Genomic DNA, 15,416 nt, shown 5'->3' with positions numbered 1-15,416 from the left:
CACTACGTCTGCCGGGCCGAACCGCTCCGCCCGCTTGGCGCCAGGCCAGACCGTATGGGGTGACCGCTCAGGGCTCGCGACGTGGTGCGGTCGCGGGCATTTCGGCGTCTGCGTTCTGGATTCTGGTGCCTGACACCAGGGGGCCAAGTTGGGAGGACGGGGTTACCCGCCGGATTTTCGTGGCAAAGTCCCCGCCCTGCTGGGGGAAGGTCGCATTGCGCAGGTCGCGCACGACCTCGAGATCAGCGATCAGCCATCAGTCGACGATACTTTGCGCCGAAAGGATCGCATCGACAAGGGGCTCATCCCGGGTCTGATGAGCAACGAGAAGTCCGAGATGACCGTGGCGACACCGCACTCCGCACCGACCTGCGAGCAGCGCAGACGGCCGACGTTCCAAGCACCTTCAGATGGCCGCTTGACATAGGAGCATCGCGGGGCTCGACGGCCCATCGCCACGCTCGTGAGGTACATCGACGAGCATCGCCACGACCTGGTGTCCGGGGTCGAGGGTCGTGAGTTCGGGGTCGAGCCGATCTGCCGAGTGCCGTCTGAGCACGGCTGCCAGATCGCCCCGGGCACCTACTACGCCGGGGTGAAGCGCCAGCCTTGTGCCCGGGTGGCCCATGACGAATGCTCCTCGTCGAGATCAGGCATGGAGTCGTTCTTCTCACTGCTGCAGAAGAACGACCAGGATCGCTGCTCCTGGGCCACGCGGGAGGAACTGCGAATCACGATCATCGGGCGGATCGAGGAGACCTGTCACCGCCGCGAGCGGCAAGCTGGCCTCGGACGGTTGGCTCGGTCGAATCCGAGTGGATTATGACGCCAACCGCCGCCCAGGCGGCCTAGCCAAAACTGGCATCCCTTCGTGCCGCAGACCCAACTTGCACACGATTCCGACACACTCGCCTAGGATCAGAACGTGGCAGTTGAGGTGGTCTATTGGAATCCCAAGCGCCCCGTAGCTCCAGGCCTGATCGGCCGCGTGCTTCCCGTACGCAAGCCCGTCAACAACTTCGGAGACCTATTGGGGCCTGCCATCGTCAAACGAATTTTGGAGACGCGTGGGATCGCTCGCCCGGGGACCGGACGCTTGCTGACCGTCGGGTCCGTCGTGCACCTCTCCAGGGCTGGGGATGTCGTATGGGGCTCCGGCATCAATGGAAAGACATCTGCCGTCGGTGGCGGAGAACGGCTTGACGTTCGCGCCGTAAGAGGGCCGCTCACCAGATCGCGCCTGGAAGCCGCAGGAGCGAGCGTCCCCGAGATCTACGGCGACCCCGGGCTGCTCTTGGCTCGGCTGATGCCGGAACTCGGCACAGGATCCAGCGAGAGACCCGTGACCATCGTTCCCAACCTGCACGACTGGAGCTCTGCTCGAAGGGACCCCCGAGCCCTTTCACCCATTGGCGACTTCCGCAAGATCGTACCGGCGATCGCGGCAAGCAAACTCGTGGTCGGATCCTCGTTGCACGGCGTGGTCGTCGCGGAGGCATTCGGCGTTCCGGCACGCTTGGTGACTTCGTCCACTGAGCCGCTGTTCAAGTATCACGACTACTACCTCGGCTCAGGGCGACCCATCGACACGCCTATCGCCTCCACTAATGACGAGGCCGTCGAGCTGGGAGGCGCAGAGCCACATCAGTGCGACTTGGACAGTCTCTTGGATGCCTTTCCGCTAGATATGTGGGCTGCCGCCGACTAGGAAGTACCCGTAGCGTTGAGGCTAGCCAATGGGCCCCGGTCGGGGACCCGTGCAGGGCTGAGAACGGTGGTGTGGTCGCCTGTCGACGCCGTTTCGCTATGGTCGTTCAGGTCCGAAAGCCTTGCCGGGGGCGGGGGTTGTGTTGTTGGCCCTTAATCGTTGCCATATTCGTTGAGCACGAGGACTAGATTCCGTTTCGCCAAGTGACTCCCACGGGCGGCCACGTTGTCTACAACGTGGAAGTGGGAGGTGAACGATGATCGCCGATTGGGCCGATGATGAGCAGATCATCGCCAGGGACGCTGCCCTGGACATGGGCATGGCCGAGTTGGTCTGTTGCGTGCCGATCCCGGCGGCCAGCGGTAGGACGCGACGCCAGCAGGAGGTCTCGACGCATTCGACGATGACTCGGTCGCTGGCGGAGCTGGCCAATCGTCTAGTCGAGTTGCGGATCGAGCGGGTGGTGATGGAGGCCACCAGTGATTGATGGAAGCCGGTGTTCTCCCTGCTCGAGGCGCATGGTCTGGAGCCCTGGCTGGTCAACGCCCGAGACGTCAAGCACCTGCCCGGGCGGCCCAAGACCGATGTGCTGGACGCGGTGTGACTGTGCAAGGTCGCCGAAGGACAGATGCTGCCGCCCAGCTTCGTGCCGCCGCGGCCGATCCGGAAGCTGCGGCACTCCACCCGCTACTGGGTCGACCTGATCGGGGTCCGGACCGGGGAGAAGAACCGGGTCGAGACTCTTGCAGGACGCCTGTATCAAGCTCTCGGTGCAGGATCGACGATCATGATGCCGACATCGCCCGGATCGAGGACGAGATCGGAACGGTGATCGCCCTCAGCTCAGGCCGTTGAACGGCGCGATGAGATCCTCGGGATCGGTCCAGCGATCATCGTGGCCGAGGTCGACCTGGACATGTCCCGGTTCCCTACCCTTGGGTACCTGTGCTCGTGGGCGAAAACTCTGCCCAGGCTCAAGTCCTCGGCCGGCAAGACAAAGGGCAACGATTCCACCGGGCACGACAACCTATATCTGGCCCGGGTGCTCGTCGAGACCGCCGTCGTCATCGGCCGCAGTGACACCCTTCCTCGGCGAGCGGTACCGACGGATCGCGCGTCGACGTGGCAACGAGAAGGCCATCGTTTGCGGCCAGCCGCTCGATCCTCGTGATTGTCTGGCAGCTCCTGGCCAACCCCGACACCAGGTGACGTCGATCTGGGCGGCGACCACTACGCCCGCCGCGTCAACATCGAGTCCAAGAGGCACAACTACATCCGACAGCTCGAGTCACTCGCTTACCGCGTCACGCTGGAACCCGGGTGCACCTAGCTAGATCGGGATGACGACCTCGGCAACGGTACCGATCGAGGCGACCACGGTCTTGTCGACCGGCTCGGCCTTCGGGGCCAGGGTGCGGAGCGTCCACTCCCCCTCGCCGGCGAAGAACCGGAAGTGGCCGGTGGCCGAGGTGGGGACCTCCGCGGTGAACTCGCCGGTGCGGTCGAGCAGGCGCACGTAGGCGTTGCCGACGGGCTCACCGTCGCGCAGCACCTGGCCCTGCACGATCGCCTCCTTGGCGACGTTGATGCCGTCCAGCGACAGGCCGCCCTCGGTCGCGCCGCACATCAGGCGACACCCGGCTCGTCGCCGAGGGCGACGGGCACGCCGACGAGGGAGCCGTACTCGGTCCAGGAGCCGTCGTAGTTCTTGACGTTCGGCTGGCCCAGCAGCTCCTTGAGCACGAACCACGTGTGCGAGGAGCGCTCGCCGATGCGGCAGTAGGCGATGGTGTCCTTGCTCCAGTCGACGCCGGCCTCGGTGTAGATGGCCTTCAGCTCGTCGTCGGACTTGAAGGTGCCGTCGTCGTTGGCCGCCTTGCTCCACGGGACGCTGGCGGCGGTCGGGATGTGCCCGGCGCGCTGGGCCTGCTCCTGCGGGAGGTGGGCCGGGGCGAGCAGCCGGCCGGCGTACTCGTCGGGGCTGCGCACGTCGACGAGGTTCTGGGTGCCGATGGCGGCGACCGTCTCGTCGCGGAAGGCGCGGATCGAGGAGTCCTGCTCCTGCGCGGTGTAGGACGTCTTCTCACGCGTGGGCAGCTCGTCGGTCAGCTCGCGGGAGTCGAGCTCCCACTTCTTGCGGCCGCCGTCGAGGAGCTTGACCTCCTGGTGGCCGTAGAGCTTGAAGTACCAGTAGGCGTAGGCGGCGAACCAGTTGTTGTTGCCGCCGTAGAGGACGACCGTGTGGTCGTTGCCGACGCCGCGGTCGGACAGGAGCGCCTCGAACTGCGCCTTGTTGACGAAGTCGCGGCGGACCTGGTCCTGCAGGTCGGTCGTCCAGTCGAGCTTGATGGCGCCCCGGATGTGGCCCTTGTCGTAGGCGGTGGTGTCCTCGTCGACCTCGACGAGCACGATCGACGGGTCATCGAGATGGTCCTCCACCCACTGGGCGGTGACGAGCGAGTTCTCGCGGCTCATGTTCTTACCTTTCTGTGCACCGGTGGTGCGGTGGGGTCTGGGTTGGGTCGGGGTGGGTCAGTGGGCGAAGCGCTTGATGAGCAGGTACATCTCGCAGCCGAGGCAGAACGCGAAGACCGCGTTGAGCAGTGCGGCGGCGAGGGCGAAGCCGGTGGCGACGAGGCCGACGACGGTGGCGCCGGACAGGAACCCGAGCAGCCCGACCACGGCGAAGGTCAGGCCGACCACCTGGGCGAACCGCGGCGGGGCCGGGTCCTCGAGGTCGGACGGCGGGTCGAGCTGCGGCCGGACCAGGGTCCGGAACAGCCAGGCGTAGGGCGTGCGCTGGACCCCGAGCCCCGCACCCACCGCGAACAGCACGGCCTGGAGGGCAAGCAGCGCGACGCCGACCGGGTGCGGCGCCAGGAGCAGCACCGCCGCCAGCACCACCGACGTCAGCGCGGCCGCGAACTGCGGACCGCGTGGGTCGATGCCGGCGGTCGTGCCCGGGCTGGCGGCCCGGGGATGGCTGATGGTGGACATGTCTCTCCTGAAGGTCCTGGACGGATTCCGGGGTCTCGACAAGCTCGACCACCGGGAACGGCACGGGCGCGTCACGGCTCGTCGTACGACGAAGGGGCAACTCCCACGCACATTAGTCGAGTATTCGAGTCGACTAAAGAGGAGTTGGGGCGACGCGTCCCGTCAGGACATTCGACACAGCGACGAGCGCACGCGGCAGTGGTCCACTGCGCGGCGGCGGGTCAGCATGGTCGAGGACATGGGCAGCACTCTAGGAGAACCCGACCCTCGAACACTTCATTCCATCTCGCATCGTGGATAATCGTCTCGCGGAACGGACGAGTAGCCGTCGAGTCTATGATTCCGAATCATGGACACGGACGCCCACGACGGCCACCGTAAGGCGCTGATCACTGGTGTCGCCGGCCAGGACGGGGTCTATCTCGCCCACCACCTCCGCAACCTGGGCTACGACGTGGTCGGCACCGCACTTCCGGACAGCGAGGCCACCGCAAGGATGGCGCCCTACCTGGCTGACATCCGTGTCATCTCCCTCGACGCCCGTGACCGCGCCGGCTTCGGTCAGGCCTTGGACGACTTTCGACCCGACGAGGTCTACAACCTCGCGGCCCTCACGTCGGTCGGGGCGAGCTGGAAGAACGCCGAGCTCGTCGCCGAGACCAACGCGATGGCCGTGCTCCGGATGCTCGAGGAGCTCGTCGCCCACCGCGAGCGCCACGGCAGCGCACCACGGTTCTACCAGCCGTCGAGCTCGGAGATGTTCGGGATCTCCGACCAGCAGCCGCAGACGGAGAACACCCCCCACTACCCGCGCAGCCCCTATGCGGCCGCCAAGAGCTTTGCTCACCACCTGACGGTGAACTACCGGGACTCCTACGGGCTCTTCACGGTCAACGGGACGCTCTACAACCACGAGAGCCCGCTGCGGCCCGAGCAGTTCGTGACCCGCAAGATCACGAGGGCGGTAGCCGAAATCGCGCTGGGACGGCGCACCACGCTCACCCTGGGCAACCTCGACGTGCGTCGCGACTGGGGCTCCGCCGCCGACTACGTCCGCTCGATGCACCTCATGCTGCAGCAGGACGAGCCCACCGACCTGATCGTGGCGACCGGCGTGGCGCGACCCCTCAGTGAGCTGCTGGCGGTCGCCTTCGACGCCGCCGGCCTCGGCGACCCGGAGCGCTATGTCGAACAGGACCCCGACCTGATGCGCCCAGCCGACGTCATGCAACTCCAGGGCGATGCCACCAAGGCACGCGAACTGCTGGGCTGGCGGCCGACGCAGACCTTCGAGGAGGTCATCGGCCACATGGTCCATGTCGACATGGAGCGACTGCGCACCGGCGTCGAGGAGGACCCGGCGTACCTCTACGCCTGAGGGCTTCGCTCAGCCGAAGAGATGGGCGTCGTGGTGGCAGCCGCAGGGCTCCCCACCCGAGGCGCGGGTCCCGTCCATCGCCACCAGGCAGCCATGGGGCTGGCGTGGGAGCGGCACCACGGCGAGCTGGCTGTAGAGCGGGTAGACGTCGTGACCGCAGTCCGGGCACGACGTCACGGTCGGGTGCTTGCGCTCCGTTTTGAGCATCGTCATGTTCCAAGGGTCGCCTCGTCGTGGACGGCGGTCGGCCCCACGAGTTCTCCGTCGCCAATTGTGGGTAGGCGGCGAAAGGGAGAGCTCAGGCCGTGGGGCCAAGCAGCGGCACAGAATGCCAAGTTGGAGGCGATGGGCCAGCGTCCTCATAGACGGTCCATCGGCTCTCTCCGCCGGAAAGGCGCCACGTCAGCAGACTTCTGCTGGTCCGAGGAGGCGCGCTTGGGCCGGGGTCAGGTCGTGAGTTGCCCGAGCGCGGTGAGGACCTGCTCCTTGCGGGGCGCGCCGGCAGCGCGGCTGACCTCCACGCCCCGACCGTCGAGGACGAGCGTGGTCGGCGTACGCAGGATGCCGAGGGCTCGGACCACCTCGAGGTGGTGCTCGGCGTCAACCTCGACGTGCACGACGCCGGGGACCACGGCGGCCACCTCCGACAGGGTGCGGCGAGTGGCGCGGCAGGGCGCGCAGAACGCGGAGGAAAACTGGAGGAGGGTGGCGCGCTCCCCCGGCTCGATCGTGAGGCCGTGGGTCTCGGCAAGCTCGACCACCGAAGGGGGCTGGACCACCGAGGGGGGCTGGACCACCGAAGGGTTGGGGCTGCTTCTTGCGTCGCTGGGTTTCGAGACAGGCGCTAGCGCGCCTTCCTCAACCACCGGATTGGCCTGCGCGTACTTCACGGCGTGGGTGCCGGTGAAGCGGCCGTTGGTGGCGGCGCGGTAGAGACCGAAGGTGAGGGCGCCGAGGACGGCGACGACGAGTACCCAGGCTCCGGCGGTCATGGTGGGGCCAACACCACGTGAGGCCGGGACATTCCGGTTACCCCGGCGTAGCATCCGTGGTGCCCAGGTCCCCCGACAGTCCCTTGTCGGTGTGCCCGGGCGAGGACGGGGGTCCACCATGGGGTTCTTCACCGAAACACCGACATCACCACACGCCGAGGTGCGCGGCGCGCAGCGCCGCACGACGTCACTCGCCGAGCTCGGCATCCTGGCCGCGCTCGGTCTCGTGGGCCTGGTGCTGGCGATCAAGTACGACGCCTTCGAGGGCCTCCTCGGGTGGGCCGCGGACCACGACTGGCTCCAGTTCGACGAGATCTCCCTGATCGTCCTGCTCGAGAGCATCGGCCTCGCGCTGTTCGCGTGGCGCCGCTACCGCGAGGCGCAGGCCGAGACCCACCGGCTCGTCGCCGCCGAGCGGGACCTCGCGCACACGACCCAGCACTACGAGTCGCTCTTCGAGGAGAATCCGCACGCGGTGTTCTCCCTGGACCTCGAGGGCCGGTTCCAGCACGTCAACGCCGCCGGCGTACGACTCGGGGGTAGGCCGGCGGCGGAGATGCGGGGCATGCCCTTCACCTCGATGATCGAGATGGAGGACCTCGACCGCGGGCGGGAGGCGTACGTCGAGATCCTGGCCCGGCGCCCGCAGGAGTTCGAGGTCGGGGTGATCCACAAGGACGGCCACCACATCGACCTGCGCATCACCGGGCTCCCGATCGTGGTGCACGACCAGGTGGTGGGTGTCTTCGTCATCGCCCAGGACGTCACCGAGCACAACCGGACCCGCCGCGAGCGCGACGACGCGCTGGTGCGGGCGGAGGCGGCCAACGAGGCCAAGTCGCTGTTCCTCGCCAACATGAGCCACGAGCTGCGTACGCCGCTGACGACCGTGCTCGGCACCACCGAGCTGCTGCTGGACACCCCGCTCGACGCGCACCAGACGAAGTTCGTGCGGGTCGTCGAGCGCCGCGGCCGCGAGTTGAGCCGCATGGTCGAGGACATCCTGGACTTCTCCCGGCTCGAGGCCGGCTCCAACCACGTCGTGGCCGTCGCCTTTGCCTTGAACGAGGCGATCGACGACGTGGTCGACGAGGCCCGGGCCGCCGCCCAGCGCAAGGGCCTGGCGTTCACCGTCCACCTCGAGCAGGGCGTCCCGCAGCGGGTCGTCGGCGACCCCGGCCGGCTCGCGCAGGTGCTGCGCCACCTGCTCGACAACGCCGTGAAGTTCACCGAGGCCGGCCGGGTCCGGCTCACCGTGACGCACGAGGAGCCCGAGCACCTGCTCTTCGCCGTGGACGACACCGGCATCGGCATCACCCCCGAGCACGAGGGGCGGCTCTTCGAGTCCTTCGCGCAGGCGGACCCGTCGGCGACCCGGAAGTACGGCGGCACGGGCCTCGGGCTGGCGCTCTGCCACGAGCTGGCCGTCCTGATGGGCGGCTCGATCCGCGTCGAGAGCAGCCCCTGCACCGGCAGCCGCTTCGAGCTCCGGCTGCCGCTGCGCGAGGCCTGAGCCGCGGGTCAGCTCGGGCCGTCGGCGACCTCGATGTCGAACTTGGCGGTGCCGTCCTTGACCTCGGTGACGGTGACGCCCACGTCGTACTCGTCCTCGCCGACGGTCAGCGTGCACGTCATCGACGTGTCCTTGGTGGCCTCGAGGTCACCCGGGCAGCTGACGTCGTCGGGCTCCTGTCCGACCTGGGCGGCGAGCTGCGTGCTGATCTGGTCCTCGACGTCTGCCTGGGGGACCGACTTGGTCGACGAGCAGCCGGTCAGGCTCGCCCCGGCCAAGGCGAGGAGGAGGGGGACGGCGGCGAACCTGCGCATCGGCAGCCCTTCGGGTCGGGTGGGCACCGGGCAGAGTGCCAGTGCGGATGCATCCGACCACGCCGGCGCTGCGACGTGAGGCGAAATGGGCAGTGGACCAGTCAGGCATCTGGAGCTCGCCTGACGAACAGAGGCACATCGCCCGGGTCCGGCGAGGTCCCAGACTTGGTCGACTCGTTCCTCCGTCGTGCACGTCAATGCGACCACCTACCAGGGCGGCGGCGCGCTCGATGGTGGAGTCGTGCTCTGCGCAACCAGCACCAGCGCCCACTTCCTGTTCGGCGCTGGTGCAGTCGCGGGTCCGTGCTGACAGCCCGCTACAAGGGCGTCATGCAGTTCACCTACACCGACCGCAGCCCGCTCACTGGGACCAACGCCGGCGTCTTCAACGACGTCGGTCCTACCCTGTGGTCCTGGTCGTGATCGACAACCACGGCGCATGACGCTCAGGCGGGGGTCGCGACAAGGTTCCAGTCGGCGTTGCGGGTGACCGCGACGAGCCAGTCCGCAGGCGTCTCCATTGGGACGCCCGTGGGTGCTCACCCGGTAGCCCAGGGTGGTCAGCTCGTCGAACAGGGTGGCCGATCGGTCGGTGCTGCCGTAGCCGTGCTCGAAGGACCCAAGCGGCCGGTGCTCGCGCAGCACCCGGCGGACTCCTTGGATCACTTCGAGCTCGGCGCCCCCGACATCGATCTTGATAGGCGCGGGGCGGAGGCGGGTGGGGATCGTGGCATCGAGCAGCGCCGCGTGCACGGTGATCTCCTCGTCGGTTCGAGGCGGCTGCCCTTGATCTGATCGCGCCAGACGGTCCAGAGTATGCGCCGACCATCCATGAACCCGACCCTTCGAAGCCGGCCCCGCGTCACGGCAAGTTCTTGCAGTTCGCGGTGGTGGCGCAACAACTCGGCCAAGCACCTCCTCCGACGGGAGCGCTACCCCTGGCGGACTCTGGCCTTCATTTGAAGCGCGGGGCGCTCCACGATGAGGTAGGTCACGGTCGCCAATGGGAGCACCAATCCGAGGAGCAGGGCGACGTTCAGGGCGAACGCGGCCGTCCCGCCGTGAGCCTGCCACCCGTGCTTCTGGAGCCACGAGATAACCGGCAAGTGCCAGAGGTAGACGCTGTACGAGACCAGTCCGACGAACCGGAGCGGCACAGACTCCAGGGCCGCGGCTACGGCGCTCGGGCGCCCAGCGCTACGTCGCAACAGCACGGCCAACAGGAGCACGCAGCACCCCACGCCCATCACCGAGTCAGTGAAGTACCTGGGAACCAGCGCCAACACCGCGATCACGACACATGCCACGACGATCCCCGCGGCCAGCGCCAAGGCAAGGGCCCGACGATGCACGACCCACCTCCCGTTCTCGAGCATCACGTACACCACTGCGGCGGCCATCCCGTAGCCAAACAGATCACCGTGCACGAGGATCGAGCGGCACACCACGGCCGACCACTCGTGACCCCAGGCGAAGGCGAACCTGACAGCAGGTTTGCTCGCGTCGTCCGGAGCCGCCATCACCATCCAGGTCTTCCCGGTCAGCCCTATAGCGACGAGCAGGCCCGCTGGCACCAGAGCGGCCGTTAACCGCGGGAGCCTCTTGGCGAGGGTGGCGGCCGCCATGAACATGACGGGAAGAAGCAGGTAGAACGTCAGCTCGGTGGTCAGAGACCACGCGGGTTGGATGCCCGTGAGGGTGAATTGAGGGATGAGCGTCTGGAGGAAGGTGAGCGACACGAGGGTGTCGGTCACCCCCATCGTGCTTGCCGTCGTCGTATCCCGCCCGTCGAACTGCAGGCTCGAGAGTTGCACAGCTCCGAGGACCAGGCTGGCTAGGAGCAAGACCACGAGGTAGGCGGGGAAGATCCTCAACCCCCTGTTGCGGAGGAACCGCGCGCCCGACGGCGGGCGCTTGCCGACCAGGAGCGCGGCTGCAAAAGGTCTCCAGAGGAGAAAGCCCGACAGGACGAAGAACAGCGTCAGGCCGTGGCGACCGCGGTCCGCCAGCGTGAAGATGACTCCCACGGCGTCGGGGTGCATGAGTTCCCTCACGTGGGTGATCAGCACGCTCACGGCCGCGAGGCCCCGCAACCCCTCGATGCCTTCGAGGCGATCTCCCCATGACGGACTGGGAATCAACTCCTCAGTTGGCGTCGTCGCGACCGTCTCGTCTTCCCGCAGCACGCGCGCGACGCTACGTCCTTCGTTGCTGGCGCGTTGGGTTATTCACGTGAGCGCCGCATTCCGTCGGTTCAGAGGTCAGAAGACTTGGCGCGAAGTCAGCCCCTGAGATGCCCAATCGGTCTGGACGTCCGGTACAGGTCTCGGCGAATGCCTGGACCGCTGAGAGCCGTCGCAGGACGCGGGCGGTCAGCCGCCCGCGAACGGCGGCAGGAACTCCACCGACGAGCCCGGCGGGACCATCACCTCGGCGGGGTCCTCGGCGGTGACGGGCCGGTCGCCGAGCAGCGCCGAGCAGACCTGGAGCACGTCGGCCAGGCGGGTCCCGGGGTGCAGCGCGACGACCCGGGTGAGCACCTCGGAGAGCGAGATCGGCCCGTCGACGGGCAGGTGGTCGGCGTCGACGCCGGCGGCCGACTTGGCCGAGGCCCAGTAGCGCACGCGGATGGCCTGCGTCTCATCCACGCTCGAACTGCCGCTCATGACGCTCATGTTTCGGTATTCTTGCCGATCAACGACCAGACCGAGGCCCAGCGCTGCGTTTCGGTCCCCGCCCGTCACCGGGAGGAGACCCACCTGTGAGCACCCTGCTGCTTCTCACGAGCGCCCTCCAGCCGTCCGCCGAGGTGCTTCCCGGTCTGGCGCTCCTGGGCCACCAGGTCAAGATCCTCCCGTCCGAGGGCAGCGCGCTGCTCGAGGCCCCCGAGTCCGACCTGCTGCTGGTCGACGGCCGCCAGGAGCTCGCCCACGCGCGCGACCTGTGCCGCCTGATCCGCACCACCGGCACCGACGTCCCCGTCCTCCTCATCGTCACCGAGGGCGGCCTGGCCGTCGTCACCCACGACTGGGGCATGGACGACGTCGTGCTGCACACCTGCGGCCCCGCCGAGCTCGAGGCCCGGATCAAGCTCGCCATCGGCCGGCTCAACGCCCGCCGCGACGCCGACGACCCCGAGTCGCACGTGATCCGGTCGGGTGAGGTCGTCGTCGACGAGGCGACGTACACCGCCAAGATCGGCGGCCGGCCGCTGGACCTGACGTTCAAGGAGTTCGAGCTCCTCAAGTTCCTCGCCCAGCACCCCGGCCGCGTCTTCAGCCGCCAGCAGCTGCTGCAGGAGGTGTGGGGCTACGACTACTTCGGCGGCACCCGCACCGTCGACGTGCACGTACGTCGCCTCCGCGCCAAGCTCGGCCCCGAGAACGAGACCCTGATCGGGACGGTCCGCAACGTCGGCTACCGGTTCGTGCTGCCGGCCAAGGAGGCCGCGGCCAAGGCCGACGCCGCCACGCCGGCACGGGCCGAGCTCGACGCCTGAGCTCGACCGGGGACGGCGACCAGGGGGACGAAACGGGACCGTGGATCTTCCCGAATCGGGAGTGTAGAGGATCCCGAAATGGTAGCGTTCGCGTCGTGAGCCGCCCCCTGCGCCCCCTGCACGGCTACACACGTCGCATCGTCGACGACGAGCTGGACGAGCTGTTGTCCGGTCTGTCGGCGGTCAGCCTCGAGGGGCCCAAGGGCGTCGGGAAGACGGCAACGGCACAGGTCAGAGCGGGCTCGACCCACCGTCTGGACGCACCCACGGAGCTGCAGCTCATCCAGGCCGACCCCGGACGGCTCCTGACCGGCGCCGAGCCCATCCTGATCGATGAGTGGCAGCACTACCCGTCGAGCTGGGACCTGGTGCGCCGAGCCGTGGACGACGGCCCCACTCCCGCACGCTTTCTCCTGACCGGCTCCGCATCACCGACCGGAGCGCCCACGCACACCGGGGCCGCCCGCATCGTGCCCGTCAGGATGCGACCCCTGTCCCTCGCCGAACGCGGGATGCCGCCGGAGGTGAGCCTGGCCGAGCTCCTCACGGGCGATCGTCCCGCCGTCTCCGGAAGCACGGACATCGGACTGGGCGACTACGTGGACGAGATCCTCGCGGGGGGCTTCCCCGGGCTTCGCGGACTGCCGGCACGAGCGCTGCGTGCCCAGCTCGACGGCTATCTTCAGCGCGTCATCGATCGAGAGTTCCCCGAGCAGGGGATGACGTTGAGACACCCGGACACGCTGCGCGCATGGCTGCGTGCCTACGCCGCCGCCACGTCCACCACCGCGAGCTACGAGGCGATCCGCGACGCCGCGACACCGGGAGTGGGCAACAAGCCCGCCAAGAGCACGACCCTCCCGTGGCGCGATGTCCTCACCCGGCTGTGGCTCCTCGACCCGGTGCCCGCCTGGCTCCCCACCAGCAACAGGTTCAAGGAGCTCGCGTCCACCGAGAAGCACCAGCTGGCCGATCCGGCACTGGCCGCGCGTCTCCTGAACGTCACGGCCGACAAGCTTCTCGCCGGCGACGCCGTCGGCCCACGAATCGCCCGTGGGGGAACGCTCCTCGGCGCCCTGTTCGAGGGCCTGGTGGCCCTGAACCTGCGGGTGTACGCCCAGGCAGCCGAGGCGGAGGTCCGTCACCTCCGCACCCACCGTGGAGAGCACGAGATCGACTTCATCGTGGCCGGCAGCGACGGAGGCGTGGTCGCGCTCGAGGTCAAGCTCTCCGCAACGGTTCACGAGGACGATCTGACCCACCTGAACTGGCTGGCGGCAATCCTGGGCGACGACCTCCGCGACGCCGTCCTCGTCAACACGGGGACACACGCCTACCGACGCACCGACGGCATCGCCGTCGTCCCCGCCTCCCTGCTCGGCCCCTGACCGGGAGGGTGACCAGCGCAGTCAGGCCAGTCCCAGCATCGCCCGCGCCTCGGCGGGGGTCGCGGGGGTGCGCTGGGCGAGCGCGGCCAGCGCCACGGCCCGCTCGACGAGCTGGGCGTTGCTCTCGACGGGCAGGCCGCGGCTGATGGTCAGCACGTCCTCCATGCCGACGCGCAGGTGGCCGCCCTTGGAGAGCGCGGCGAGCGCCACGGCGAGGGTGGAGCGGCCGATGCCGGTGGCCGACCAGGAGGTCACCTCGGGCGGCATCGAGGCGACGGCCGCGACCAGCGAGTCGGCGGTGCCGTCCATGCCGCCCGGCACGCCCATGACGAGGTCGCAGTGCACGCGGCCGCCGTACGGCAGGCCGTAGCGGTCGATCAGTCGCCGCAGCGCGTGCACCTGCCCGAGGTCGAACAGCTCGAACTCCGGCACCACCTCGCGCTCCTGGCTGAGCTGGTAGAGCTCGCACACGAACGGCCACGGGTTGGAGAAGACGTCGTCGCCGAAGTTGGTGGTGCCCATCGTCAGGCTGCACGAGTCGGGCTTGGCGTCGAGCACCTTGAGGCGGTCCTCGAGCGGGTCGTGGACCGAGCCGCCGGTGGAGAGCTGGACGACCAGGTCGGTGGCCTCATGCAGCGCCTCGACGGTCGCGGTGAGCCGGCCGAGGTCGAGCGTGGGGCGGTGGTCGTCGTCGCGGATGTGCACGTGGATCATCGCGGCGCCCGCGGCCTGGCACTCCTGCGCGGTGGCGACCAGCTCCTCGAGCGTGGTCGGCAGCTGCGGGCAGTCGGCCTTGGCGGTCTCGGCGCCCGTGGGGGCGACGGTGATCAGGATGCGGTCGGCGGGCACGGCGGTCACGCGGGCATCCTGCCAGAGTGGGTCTCGGCAGGCTCGACCACCGAGCCCTTTTCACGGGAGGTCTTTGCGTTGCGAGCGGTGGTCCAGCGAGTTCTTGCGGCATCGGTGACGGTCGACGGGAAGATCGTCGGCGCGTTCGAGGAGCCGGGGCTGCTCGTCTACCTCGGCGTCACGCACGACGACGGCGCGGCGGAGATCGCCTGGATGGCGCGCAAGATCTGGGAGACCCGCCTGCTGCGCGAGGAGCAGTCCGCCTCCGACGTGGGGGCGCCGGTGCTGGTGGTCAGCCAGTTCACGCTGTACGGCGACGCCCGCAAGGGCCGGCGTCCCACCTGGCAGGCCGCGGCGCCCGGCCCGGTGAGCGAGCCGGCGTACGACGCGGTGTGCTCGGCCCTCGTGGAGCTCGGTGCGCGGGTCGAGCGTGGCGTCTTCGGGGCGGACATGCAGGTCGCGTCGGTCAACGACGGGCCGATCACCCTGATCCTGGAGCGGTAGCGCCCTCCGCGGGATCGTCCCCAACGCAGTTGCTGTCGATCGGTCGATTCCGCGACAACTGCGGTGGGGACTACGCCCCCGACGGGGCACGGCGTCACATGGTCAGCGCGCGGAACACCAGGTAGGCGGTGATCACGGCCATGAGCGCGATCAGAGCGTTGAACACCATCGTGCGGCGTCGGTGCTCGACGACCGGATTGGCGCTCCTGCGACGGCTGGACACAGCTTTCCCCCAAGCGTGGTGACAGAACTCCCCGTTGTGTCCCGAGACGGC

Annotated in this window: 20 protein-coding genes; 10 read left to right on the top strand and 10 right to left on the bottom strand. The window is 68.5% G+C overall.

Annotated elements, in window-relative coordinates:
- Window positions 1–463: 463 nt before the first annotated feature.
- From FB382_RS23045 to FB382_RS23040, 4 genes are all read left to right on the top strand, one after another.
- Complete coding sequence (locus tag FB382_RS23045; protein ID WP_182535881.1) at window positions 464–826, top strand: hypothetical protein; 363 nt, start codon at window positions 464–466, stop codon at window positions 824–826.
- Between the two features lie 99 nt (window positions 827–925).
- Entirely contained in the window at window positions 926–1,708 is a 783-nt protein-coding gene (locus tag FB382_RS00600) for a polysaccharide pyruvyl transferase family protein (protein ID WP_220481210.1), read from the top strand.
- A 256-nt stretch (window positions 1,709–1,964) separates the two neighbouring features.
- Complete coding sequence (locus FB382_RS21810; RefSeq protein ID WP_220481209.1) at window positions 1,965–2,195, top strand: hypothetical protein; 231 nt, start codon at window positions 1,965–1,967, stop codon at window positions 2,193–2,195.
- 381 nt (window positions 2,196–2,576) lie between these two features.
- On the top strand, window positions 2,577–2,879 hold the full coding sequence (locus FB382_RS23040; RefSeq protein WP_425490129.1) for a transposase: 303 nt from the start codon (window positions 2,577–2,579) through the stop codon (window positions 2,877–2,879).
- A gap of 159 nt (window positions 2,880–3,038) precedes the next feature.
- Here the strand turns inward: FB382_RS23040 and FB382_RS00590 are convergent, their stop codons facing one another.
- The 3 genes from FB382_RS00590 to FB382_RS00580 are packed head-to-tail and all read right to left on the bottom strand — an operon-like array spanning window position 3,039 to window position 4,705.
- On the bottom strand, window positions 3,039–3,335 hold the full coding sequence (locus FB382_RS00590) for a DUF1416 domain-containing protein (protein WP_182535879.1): 297 nt from the start codon (window positions 3,333–3,335) through the stop codon (window positions 3,039–3,041).
- Window positions 3,335–4,183 carry a sulfurtransferase gene (locus FB382_RS00585; protein ID WP_182535877.1) on the bottom strand — a complete coding sequence of 283 codons (849 nt, stop codon included), beginning with the start codon at window positions 4,181–4,183 and terminating at the stop codon, window positions 3,335–3,337. Before FB382_RS00585 ends, FB382_RS00590 begins: the two co-directional genes overlap by 1 nt.
- Window positions 4,184–4,240: 57 nt before the next feature.
- On the bottom strand, window positions 4,241–4,705 hold the full coding sequence (locus FB382_RS00580; protein ID WP_182535875.1) for a DUF4395 domain-containing protein: 465 nt from the start codon (window positions 4,703–4,705) through the stop codon (window positions 4,241–4,243).
- A gap of 349 nt (window positions 4,706–5,054) precedes the next feature.
- Here FB382_RS00580 and FB382_RS00575 point away from each other — a divergent pair, with 349 nt between their 5' ends.
- A complete protein-coding gene (locus FB382_RS00575) occupies window positions 5,055–6,083 on the top strand; it encodes a GDP-mannose 4,6-dehydratase (RefSeq protein WP_182535873.1) in 1,029 nt (342 codons plus the stop codon).
- Between the two features lie 9 nt (window positions 6,084–6,092).
- Here the strand turns inward: FB382_RS00575 and FB382_RS00570 are convergent, their stop codons facing one another.
- The gene (locus tag FB382_RS00570; protein WP_182535871.1) at window positions 6,093–6,296 is read right to left on the bottom strand and encodes a hypothetical protein; all 204 of its coding nucleotides are present in this window, start codon (window positions 6,294–6,296) and stop codon (window positions 6,093–6,095) included.
- A gap of 233 nt (window positions 6,297–6,529) precedes the next feature.
- Window positions 6,530–7,075, bottom strand: coding sequence for a thioredoxin family protein (locus tag FB382_RS00565; RefSeq protein ID WP_182535869.1), 546 nt, complete (start codon window positions 7,073–7,075; stop codon window positions 6,530–6,532).
- A 118-nt stretch (window positions 7,076–7,193) separates the two neighbouring features.
- Here FB382_RS00565 and FB382_RS00560 point away from each other — a divergent pair, with 118 nt between their 5' ends.
- Window positions 7,194–8,588: a sensor histidine kinase gene (locus FB382_RS00560; protein ID WP_182535867.1), complete on the top strand. Its 1,395-nt coding sequence runs from the start codon at window positions 7,194–7,196 to the stop codon at window positions 8,586–8,588.
- 8 nt (window positions 8,589–8,596) lie between these two features.
- On the opposite strand, the gene FB382_RS00555 is transcribed toward FB382_RS00560, so the two are convergent.
- Window positions 8,597–8,902, bottom strand: coding sequence for a DUF4333 domain-containing protein (locus FB382_RS00555; RefSeq protein WP_182535865.1), 306 nt, complete (start codon window positions 8,900–8,902; stop codon window positions 8,597–8,599).
- Window positions 8,903–9,388: 486 nt separating this feature from the next.
- On the opposite strand from FB382_RS00555, the gene FB382_RS00550 reads away from it, so the two are divergent.
- Window positions 9,389–9,697 carry a hypothetical protein gene (locus tag FB382_RS00550; RefSeq protein ID WP_182535863.1) on the top strand — a complete coding sequence of 103 codons (309 nt, stop codon included), beginning with the start codon at window positions 9,389–9,391 and terminating at the stop codon, window positions 9,695–9,697.
- A 137-nt stretch (window positions 9,698–9,834) separates the two neighbouring features.
- Here the strand turns inward: FB382_RS00550 and FB382_RS00545 are convergent, their stop codons facing one another.
- Together FB382_RS00545 and FB382_RS00540 are read right to left on the bottom strand one after the other, a co-directional pair.
- Window positions 9,835–11,088 (bottom strand): acyltransferase family protein, encoded by a 1,254-nt coding sequence (locus FB382_RS00545; RefSeq protein ID WP_182535861.1) that lies wholly within the window; start codon window positions 11,086–11,088, stop codon window positions 9,835–9,837.
- Window positions 11,089–11,274: 186 nt separating this feature from the next.
- Window positions 11,275–11,568, bottom strand: a complete 294-nt coding sequence (locus FB382_RS00540; protein ID WP_125037447.1) for a MoaD/ThiS family protein — start codon at window positions 11,566–11,568, stop codon at window positions 11,275–11,277.
- A gap of 95 nt (window positions 11,569–11,663) precedes the next feature.
- Between FB382_RS00540 and FB382_RS00535 the strand changes: the two genes are divergently transcribed.
- Together FB382_RS00535 and FB382_RS00530 are read left to right on the top strand one after the other, a co-directional pair.
- Complete coding sequence (locus FB382_RS00535) at window positions 11,664–12,401, top strand: response regulator transcription factor (protein ID WP_125037446.1); 738 nt, start codon at window positions 11,664–11,666, stop codon at window positions 12,399–12,401.
- Between the two features lie 95 nt (window positions 12,402–12,496).
- Window positions 12,497–13,789, top strand: a complete 1,293-nt coding sequence (locus tag FB382_RS00530) for an ATP-binding protein (protein ID WP_343055432.1) — start codon at window positions 12,497–12,499, stop codon at window positions 13,787–13,789.
- 21 nt (window positions 13,790–13,810) lie between these two features.
- On the opposite strand, the gene FB382_RS00525 is transcribed toward FB382_RS00530, so the two are convergent.
- On the bottom strand, window positions 13,811–14,647 hold the full coding sequence (locus FB382_RS00525) for a 3-keto-5-aminohexanoate cleavage protein (protein WP_182535859.1): 837 nt from the start codon (window positions 14,645–14,647) through the stop codon (window positions 13,811–13,813).
- 69 nt (window positions 14,648–14,716) lie between these two features.
- Between FB382_RS00525 and dtd the strand changes: the two genes are divergently transcribed.
- A complete protein-coding gene (gene dtd, locus FB382_RS00520; RefSeq protein WP_182535857.1) occupies window positions 14,717–15,142 on the top strand; it encodes a D-aminoacyl-tRNA deacylase in 426 nt (141 codons plus the stop codon).
- 94 nt (window positions 15,143–15,236) lie between these two features.
- Here dtd and FB382_RS22450 read toward each other — a convergent pair whose 3' ends face one another.
- Complete coding sequence (locus FB382_RS22450; RefSeq protein WP_260430819.1) at window positions 15,237–15,365, bottom strand: hypothetical protein; 129 nt, start codon at window positions 15,363–15,365, stop codon at window positions 15,237–15,239.
- Between the last annotated feature and the right edge of the window lie 51 nt (window positions 15,366–15,416).

Source organism: Nocardioides ginsengisegetis, assembly GCF_014138045.1.
GTDB classification, from domain to species: Bacteria; Actinomycetota; Actinomycetes; order Propionibacteriales; family Nocardioidaceae; genus Nocardioides; species Nocardioides ginsengisegetis.
The sequence above is the reverse complement of the archived record's forward strand: the minus strand, read 5'-3'. Positions and strand labels throughout refer to the sequence as shown.

Bases quoted from the DNA above. Each gene is read 5' to 3' on its own strand.
- FB382_RS21810 (WP_220481209.1), top strand. From the start codon at position 1,965: ATGATCGCCGATTGGGCCGATGATGAGCAGATCATCGCCAGGGACGCT.
- FB382_RS00590 (WP_182535879.1), bottom strand. From the start codon at position 3,335: ATGTGCGGCGCGACCGAGGGCGGCCTGTCGCTGGACGGCATCAACGTC.
- FB382_RS00585 (WP_182535877.1), bottom strand. From the start codon at position 4,183: ATGAGCCGCGAGAACTCGCTCGTCACCGCCCAGTGGGTGGAGGACCAT.
- FB382_RS00580 (WP_182535875.1), bottom strand. From the start codon at position 4,705: ATGTCCACCATCAGCCATCCCCGGGCCGCCAGCCCGGGCACGACCGCC.
- FB382_RS00575 (WP_182535873.1), top strand. From the start codon at position 5,055: ATGGACACGGACGCCCACGACGGCCACCGTAAGGCGCTGATCACTGGT.
- FB382_RS00570 (WP_182535871.1), bottom strand. From the start codon at position 6,296: ATGACGATGCTCAAAACGGAGCGCAAGCACCCGACCGTGACGTCGTGC.
- FB382_RS00565 (WP_182535869.1), bottom strand. From the start codon at position 7,075: ATGACCGCCGGAGCCTGGGTACTCGTCGTCGCCGTCCTCGGCGCCCTC.
- FB382_RS00560 (WP_182535867.1), top strand. From the start codon at position 7,194: ATGGGGTTCTTCACCGAAACACCGACATCACCACACGCCGAGGTGCGC.
- FB382_RS00555 (WP_182535865.1), bottom strand. From the start codon at position 8,902: ATGCGCAGGTTCGCCGCCGTCCCCCTCCTCCTCGCCTTGGCCGGGGCG.
- FB382_RS00540 (WP_125037447.1), bottom strand. From the start codon at position 11,568: ATGAGCGGCAGTTCGAGCGTGGATGAGACGCAGGCCATCCGCGTGCGC.